This window comes from Silanimonas sp., from assembly GCF_044377035.1.
Taxonomy (GTDB): Bacteria; Pseudomonadota; Gammaproteobacteria; order Xanthomonadales; family Xanthomonadaceae; genus Silanimonas.
Genome location: NZ_JBILJW010000005.1, coordinates 157,335 through 164,353, shown reverse-complemented (window position 1 = coordinate 164,353; position 7,019 = coordinate 157,335). Strand labels below are relative to the sequence as shown.

The 7,019-nt window shown below is 65.8% G+C and carries 5 protein-coding genes and 7 tRNA genes; all 12 read right to left on the bottom strand.

Translation table 11 applies throughout. From position 1 onward, the window contains the following. Positions 1–696 (bottom strand): ATP-dependent Clp protease ATP-binding subunit ClpX (gene clpX, locus ACIQ6S_RS04425; RefSeq protein ID WP_397607292.1); only part of this gene is annotated, 696 nt, incomplete at its 3' end. Positions 697–802: 106 nt separating this feature from the next. After that, a complete protein-coding gene (gene clpP / locus ACIQ6S_RS04420) occupies positions 803–1,426 on the bottom strand; it encodes an ATP-dependent Clp endopeptidase proteolytic subunit ClpP (protein WP_297864881.1) in 624 nt (207 codons plus the stop codon). A 17-nt stretch (positions 1,427–1,443) separates the two neighbouring features. Next, the gene (gene tig, locus ACIQ6S_RS04415; protein ID WP_397607291.1) at positions 1,444–2,742 is read right to left on the bottom strand and encodes a trigger factor; all 1,299 of its coding nucleotides are present in this window, start codon (positions 2,740–2,742) and stop codon (positions 1,444–1,446) included. 103 nt (positions 2,743–2,845) lie between these two features. Next, positions 2,846–2,930: transfer RNA gene (locus ACIQ6S_RS04410), tRNA-Leu, on the bottom strand. Positions 2,931–2,964: 34 nt separating this feature from the next. Continuing rightward, a tRNA-Lys gene (locus tag ACIQ6S_RS04405) sits at positions 2,965–3,040 on the bottom strand. A gap of 54 nt (positions 3,041–3,094) precedes the next feature. Continuing rightward, positions 3,095–3,171, bottom strand: a tRNA-His gene (locus ACIQ6S_RS04400). Between the two features lie 11 nt (positions 3,172–3,182). Further along, positions 3,183–3,259 (bottom strand) — tRNA-Arg (locus ACIQ6S_RS04395). Between the two features lie 70 nt (positions 3,260–3,329). Next, a tRNA-Pro gene (locus ACIQ6S_RS04390) sits at positions 3,330–3,406 on the bottom strand. A gap of 119 nt (positions 3,407–3,525) precedes the next feature. Then, a tRNA-Arg gene (locus ACIQ6S_RS04385) sits at positions 3,526–3,602 on the bottom strand. Between the two features lie 150 nt (positions 3,603–3,752). Further along, a tRNA-Ser gene (locus tag ACIQ6S_RS04380) sits at positions 3,753–3,845 on the bottom strand. 42 nt (positions 3,846–3,887) lie between these two features. Next, positions 3,888–4,103 (bottom strand): carbon storage regulator CsrA, encoded by a 216-nt coding sequence (csrA, locus tag ACIQ6S_RS04375; RefSeq protein ID WP_297864883.1) that lies wholly within the window; start codon positions 4,101–4,103, stop codon positions 3,888–3,890. 180 nt (positions 4,104–4,283) lie between these two features. Then, a complete protein-coding gene (gene alaS / locus ACIQ6S_RS04370) occupies positions 4,284–6,938 on the bottom strand; it encodes an alanine--tRNA ligase (RefSeq protein WP_397607290.1) in 2,655 nt (884 codons plus the stop codon). Between the last annotated feature and the right edge of the window lie 81 nt (positions 6,939–7,019).

The window sequence follows — 7,019 nt, the reverse complement described above, 5'->3', positions numbered from 1 at the left end:
GTGCTTGCGGCCGCCCTGCGGCGGGACGCTGGCGACCGTGCCTTCGATCAGCTTCAGCAGGGCCTGCTGAACGCCTTCACCCGACACGTCGCGCGTGATCGACGGGTTCTCGCTCTTGCGCGAGATCTTGTCGATCTCGTCGATGTAGACGATGCCCTGCTGCGCCTTCTCGACGTCGTAGTCGCACTTCTGCAGCAGCTTCTGGATGATGTTCTCGACGTCCTCGCCGACATAGCCGGCTTCGGTCAACGTCGTGGCATCGGCCATCGTGAACGGCACGTTGAGCAGGCGCGCCAGCGTTTCGGCCAGCAGCGTCTTGCCCGAACCGGTCGGCCCGATCAGCAGGATGTTGGACTTCGCCAACTCGACGTCATCGCCTTTCTGGCGCGACTCGATGCGCTTGTAGTGGTTGTAGACCGCGACGGCGAGGGTCTTCTTCGCGCGCGGCTGGCCGACCACGTACTGGTCGAGCACCTCGAGGATCTCTTTGGGCTTGGGCAGGTGGCTGCGCGCCGCCTGCGACTTGTCCTCGAGCTCCTCGCGGATGATGTCGTTGCAGAGCTCGACGCATTCATCGCAGATGAACACGCTGGGGCCTGCGATCAGCTTCCGCACCTCGTGCTGGCTCTTTCCGCAGAAGGAGCAGTAGAGGATCTTGGAACTGTCGGCGGGGCGGCTGGGTCGGTCGTCGGTCATTTCTTGGGAAACCCGGGGGCAGCGGTCTCGGCCCGAGAATAGCACCGGCACCCCGGAGCGGAAGCCCCGAGGTGCTGGTACGGCGTGAAGGGGAAAACGGCGGCGTTCAGCCGGCCTGCACCGTGTCGTCCGGACGGCGCTCGAGCACGGCGTCGATCAGGCCGTAGGTCTTCGATTCTTCCGCGTTCATGAAGAGATCGCGCTCGAGGTCCTTCTCGATCTGCTCCACCGACTTGCCGGTGTTGGCGGCGTACTCGCGGGCCAGCTTCTCGCGGAGATACAGGATCTCCTTGGCCTGGATGGCGATATCGGTCGCCTGGCCCTGCGCGCCGCCCGAGGGCTGGTGGATCATCACGCGGGAGTTCGGCAGGGCGTAGCGCTTGCCCTTGGCACCGGCGGCCAGCAGGAACGAGCCCATGGAGCAGGCCTGACCGACGCAAATGGTGCTCACGTCCGGCTTGATGAAGCGCATCGTGTCGTAGATCGCCAGGCCGGCGGTGACGACACCGCCCGGCGAGTTGATGTACAGGCTGATGTCCTTCTCGGGGTTCTCGGCCTCGAGGAACAGCAGCTGGGCCACCACCACGTTGGCCATGTAGTCGTCGATGGGACCCACCAGGAAGATCACCCGCTCCTTCAGGAGGCGCGAGTAGATGTCGTACGCGCGCTCGCCGCGGGCGGTCTGTTCGACCACCATCGGGACGAGGTTGAGGCTCTTGGTCGGTTCCATGGGACGCTCCGGTTCGTTTAGGCGTTCGGGCGCAGCGCGTCAGTGAAGGACATCGCCACATCGGTCGCCTGCGCACGCTCGGCGATCCAGTCGATCACCTGCTCTTCCATCACGCGCGCCTGCAGGCCCTGCATCAGATTGGGGTCGTTGCGGTAAAGATCAACCACCTGCTGCGGATCCTCGTAGGTCGAGGCGATCAGGTTGATGGCTTGGTTCACGCGCTTCGGGTCAAGGCGAAGGTTGTTGCGCTTGGCCACCTCGCCAACGATCAGGCCGGCCGAAACGCGGTTGCGCGCGGCTTCCATGAACGGGGCGTGGTCGACCTGGCCGACGTTCTGGCCCTGGCGACGGGCGTTTTCGGCGGCCTGGGCGGCCATCGAGCGGGCCTCGGCCTCGATCAGGCGGGGCGGCAGCTCGATGTGGGTGTAGGCGGCCACCAGCTTCTGAGCCACTTCCGAGCGCAGGCGGGCCGACAGCGCGCCCTTCAGCTCGCGCTGCAGGTTGCTGCGCACTTCATCGCGGAACTTGTCGAGCTTGCCGGACTTGACGCCGAAGCTCTTGATGAAGGCATCGTCGATGGCGGGCAGGTGCTGCTCGGAGACCTTCGCGGCCTTGACGTTCACCTGCGCGGTCTTGCCGGCGAGCTCGGCCACCCGCCAGTCGGCCGGGAAGCTGACGTCGACGGTCTTCTCTTCGCCGGCCGACAGGCCGACCAGGGCCTGCTCGATCGCCGGGAACAGCATGTTGCTGCCGACGACGGTCATGCCGCGCTCGACACCTTCTTCAGGCAGGCGCTTGCCATCGACGACGGCGAAGTTCTCGACGTTGACGAGGTCGCCGGCCTGCGCCGCGCGCTCGACGACATTCCAGGAACGGCGCTGCTGGCGCAGCGTCTCGATCATGTTGTCGATGTCGGCGTCTTCGACCGACGCAGCGGCGCGCTGGATCGGGAGCGTGGTGATGTCGATGTCGCCGAAGTCCGGCGCCACCTCGAAGGTGGCGGTGTAGCGGATATCTTCCGCCACGCCACCCTCGGCGTTGATCTCGGGCTGGCCCACCGGCTGCAGGTTCTGCTGGCGCAAGGCCTCGCCGAAGGTGTCGCGCACGACATCCGAGTACGCCTCCGAACGCACCTGCGCGCCGAAACGCTGCTCGATGACCTTCGCGGGGACCTTGCCCGGGCGGAAGCCGTTCATGCGCACCGTGCGCGAGAGCTCGCGAAGGCGGTTGCCCACGGCGCTCTCAAGGCGCTCGGCCGGGACGCTGACCGAAAGCTTGCGCCCCAGGCTGCCGATGGATTCAACGGAAACGTGCATGGTGACTCCTGAAATGTCGCGTGTTGTGCCGCGCTCGTCGCGCGCGCTGGAAACGAAAAAACCCGCGGAGTCAGGCCTCAAATCCTCCGCACCGGATGCTGCTTGGTGCGAAAGGAGAGACTCGAACTCTCACGGGTTGCCCCACTGGAACCTAAATCCAGCGCGTCTACCAATTTCGCCACTCTCGCAGGCTTTGGAGCAGGCGAAGCGGCGTTCGAGGTTTGGTGGGCCGTCTAGGATTCGAACCTAGGACCTACGGATTAAGAGTCCGCTGCTCTACCAACTGAGCTAACGGCCCGGAAACCTCGTCGCCGACGCGACTGCGAAGGCGAATTATGCCCTACTGAAGGGCTGGGGTGGAAGACGGGATTTGAACCCGCGACCCCTGGAATCACAATCCAGTGCTCTAACCAACTGAGCTACATCCACCACATTGAAACTGGCGCGCCCGGCAGGAATCGAACCTGCAACCGCCGGCTTAGAAGGCCGGTGCTCTATCCGATTGAGCTACGGGCGCTCAGAAACGGATGGACCCACCGGACCCGACGCCGGGGCATCAGCTTATCGACACCACCAGACCACGCAACTGGTCGGGGCAGAGGGATTCGAACCCCCGACATCCAGCTCCCAAAGCTGGCGCTCTACCAGACTGAGCTATACCCCGGCTTTGAAGCGGTCGGGCGAAGAACGACTGCCACGCGAATTGTGTTGGACCACTGGATCGACGCGATGCCGCGTCTCTCCTCCGAACAAAAAAGGTGCCGAAGCACCTTGTTTGATCGATGGCGCGCCCGGAAGGATTCGAACCTCCGACCCCCAAGTTCGTAGCCTGGTGCTCTATCCAACTGAGCTACGGGCGCGTAGAAGTGAAATTATGCGGAGTGGATGTCGGGACGTCAAGCCCCGGAACCCACTTTTCTGAACCACCACCGCGACGCATGCGATTGATGCAAACGCGCTGGCGATCCATTCCCACCAGACGAAGACGCCGCCCGAGGGCGGCATCGACGTGGCGGAGTGAGAGGGATTCGAACCCTCGATAGAGCTTTTGACCCTATACTCCCTTAGCAGGGGAGCCCCTTCGGCCTCTCGGGCATCACTCCGTCGACCCGCACCTCATCGGCGCGGGCGCAAAGAGTAACGGCTCACGCCTCTCCGGGCAAATCTTCTTTGCCCCTGGACGGCCCTTTGCCGGCTTCGTCGCGCTGAATGCGCTGGAAAATCTCTTCGCGATGCACCGCGACTTCCTTCGGGGCGGTGATGCCGATGCGCACCTGATTGCCCTTGACGCCAAGGACCGTCACGGTCACGGAGTCGCCGATCATCAGGGTTTCACCGACCCGCCTGGTCAAAATCAACATACGCGTGTTCCTCGTCCGGGGTTCTTCCTACACCGGACCGCGGCGGCATCCGAGCCCACCGCAGCCTGATCGGCTCTGCACGACGCACCGCACAGACCGCCGATACTAGGCGCGCTGGACTTCACGCGCAACGCGCCGGTGCCGTGGAAAAGGCAAGTTTCGTCAGCATCCGGCGCGCGCTCAGACGCCGAGCTTGCCCGCCACCCACGCCGGAACCGCCGCCAGCGCCGCGACGAGGTCGTCGCCGTCGCTGCCACCGCCCTGCGCCATGTCGGGACGCCCGCCGCCCTTGCCGCCCACCTGCTGCGCCACGTGCGAGAGCAGGTCGCCGGCCTTGACCTTGGCGAGCGCGCCGCCATGGCTGCCGGCGATCAGGCTGGCCTTGCCATCGTTGGCAGCCGCGAGGATGACGACGACGTCGCCGAGCTTCTGCTTGATGTTGTCGACAGCGTCGCGCAGCCCCTTGGCGTCGAAGCCCTCGAGGCGCGCAGCGACCACCTTGATGCCCCCGACGTCGACGGCCTGGGACGCGAGGTCGGCGCTGGCACCCGCTGCCGCCTTCGCCTTGAACGATTCGATCTCGCGCTCGAGTTTCTTCTGGCGATCGAGCAGGCCGCGCAACTTGTCGAGGAGATCGGACGCACGACCGCCGACGAGATCGGCGGCCTGCTCCAGCACCGCGTCCTGCGCGGCGATCTCGGCCAGCGCGCCGCGTCCGGTAACCGCCTCGATGCGACGCACGCCGGCGGCGACGCCGCCTTCCGAGACGATCTTGAACAGACCGATATCGCCGGTGCGGTGCACGTGCGTGCCACCGCAGAGCTCGGTCGAGAACTCACCCATGCGCAGCACGCGGACGCGCTCGCCGTACTTCTCGCCGAACAGCGCCATCGCGCCGAAATCGAGCGCCTCCTGCATGCCCATGTGGTGCACTTCCGCCTCGGCGTTGCGGCGGATCTCCGCGTTCACCATCGACTCGATGGTGGCGAGCTGATCCGGCGTGATGGCCGAGAAATGCGAGAAGTCGAAGCGGAGGCGGTCCGGCGCAACCAACGAGCCCTTCTGCGTGACGTGCTCGCCGAGCACCGTGCGCAGGGCCGCATGGAGCAGGTGGGTGGCCGAATGGTTCAGCACGACGTCCTGGCGGCGCCCATCATCCACGCGGGCCGAAACGCGATCACCGATCGCGAGGCCACCGGCGCTGACACGGCCGAGGTGCGCGTGGAACTGGCCGGCGAGCTTCAGCGTGTCCTGCACCTCGAAGGCGTCGCCGCGCGCATCGATGAGGCGCCCGGTGTCGCCGACCTGGCCACCCGACTCGGCGTAGAAGCTGGTCTTGTCGAGCAGGACAACGCCCTCTTGGCCCGCTGCAATGCGCTCGACCGGCTTGCCGTCAAGCAGAAGCGCGACGACGCGGCAGTCCTCCGTCTCGACGGACTCGTAGCCGAGGAACTGCGTAGGATTCAGCTTGGCGATGAGTTCGGCGGGCATGACGATGCCGCCGCCGAACTTGCCGGCGGCGCGGGCGCGCTCGCGCTGCTCGTTCATGCGCTGCTCGTAGACGGGCAACGCGTCGACGGCGGGCGACAGGCTGCGCTCGCGCAGGATGTCGAGGATGAGGTCGGGCGGGCAGCCGTAGGTGTCGTGCAACTGGAAGAGGGACTCGCCGTCCAGCACGGCGCCGGCCTTCGAGAGCGTGCCGTCCAGGCGCTGCATGCCGGCATCGAGCGTGGTGGCGAATGCGGCTTCTTCGGCCTTCAACGCCGCCTCCACCGTGCCTTGCTGCGACTTGAGTTCCGGATAGGCCTCGCCCATGGCCTCGACCAGCGGCTGCACCATGCGCCAGAACACGCCCTCGGGCTTGAGCGCACCGAGCTTCCAAACATGGCGCGTAGCGCGACGGATGATGCGGCGGAGCACGTAGCCGCGGCCTTCGTTGGACGGCAGCACGCCGTCGACGATGAGGAAGCTGGCGGCACGGATGTGGTCGGCGATGACGCGCAGCGACTTGTGCTCGAGGTCCTTGGTGTCCGTCAGGGCCGCGGCGGCCTTGATCAGGTGCTGGAACAGGTCGATCTCGTAATTGCTGTGCACGTGCTGCAGCACGGCGGCGAGGCGCTCGAGGCCCATGCCGGTGTCGACGCAGGGTGCCGGCAGCGGCAGCAGGCTGCCGTCCGGTTGGCGGTCGAACTGCATGAAGACGTTGTTCCAGATCTCGATGAAGCGGTCGCCGTCTTCATCCGGCGAGCCCGGGGGGCCGCCCGCGATGTGGGCGCCCTGGTCGTAGAAGATCTCGGTGCAGGGGCCGCAGGGGCCGGTGTCGGCCATCTGCCAGAAGTTGTCCGAGGCGTAGGGCGCACCCTTGTTGTCGCCGATGCGGATGATCCGTTCGGCCGGGATGCCGACGGTCTGGTTCCAGATGGCGAACGCTTCGTCGTCGGTGTGGTAGATCGTGACGAGCAGGCGGTCCTTCGGGAGCTTCCAGACGCCGGTCAGCAGCTCCCACGCCCAGCAGATGGCGTCCTTCTTGAAGTAGTCGCCGAAGCTGAAGTTTCCCAGCATCTCGAAGAACGTGTGGTGACGGGCGGTGTAGCCGACCTGGTCGAGGTCGTTGTGCTTACCGCCGGCGCGCACGCAGCGCTGCGAGGACACAGCGCGGGTATAGCTGCGCTTCTCGGCGCCAAGGAATACGTCCTTGAACTGCACCATGCCGGCATTCGTGAACAGCAGGGTGGCGTCATTGCCCGGGACGAGCGGGCTGGACGGGACGATCGTGTGGCCCTTCGACTGGAAGAACTCGAGGAAGTCGCGGCGGATCTCGGCGCTGGTTTTCATGCGGAACCTGAAGGCGGGTCGGAAGGGCACGGCCGGGGCCGCGTCATGCCGACATGGGAGGCGGAAAGTCAGCCTTCAAGG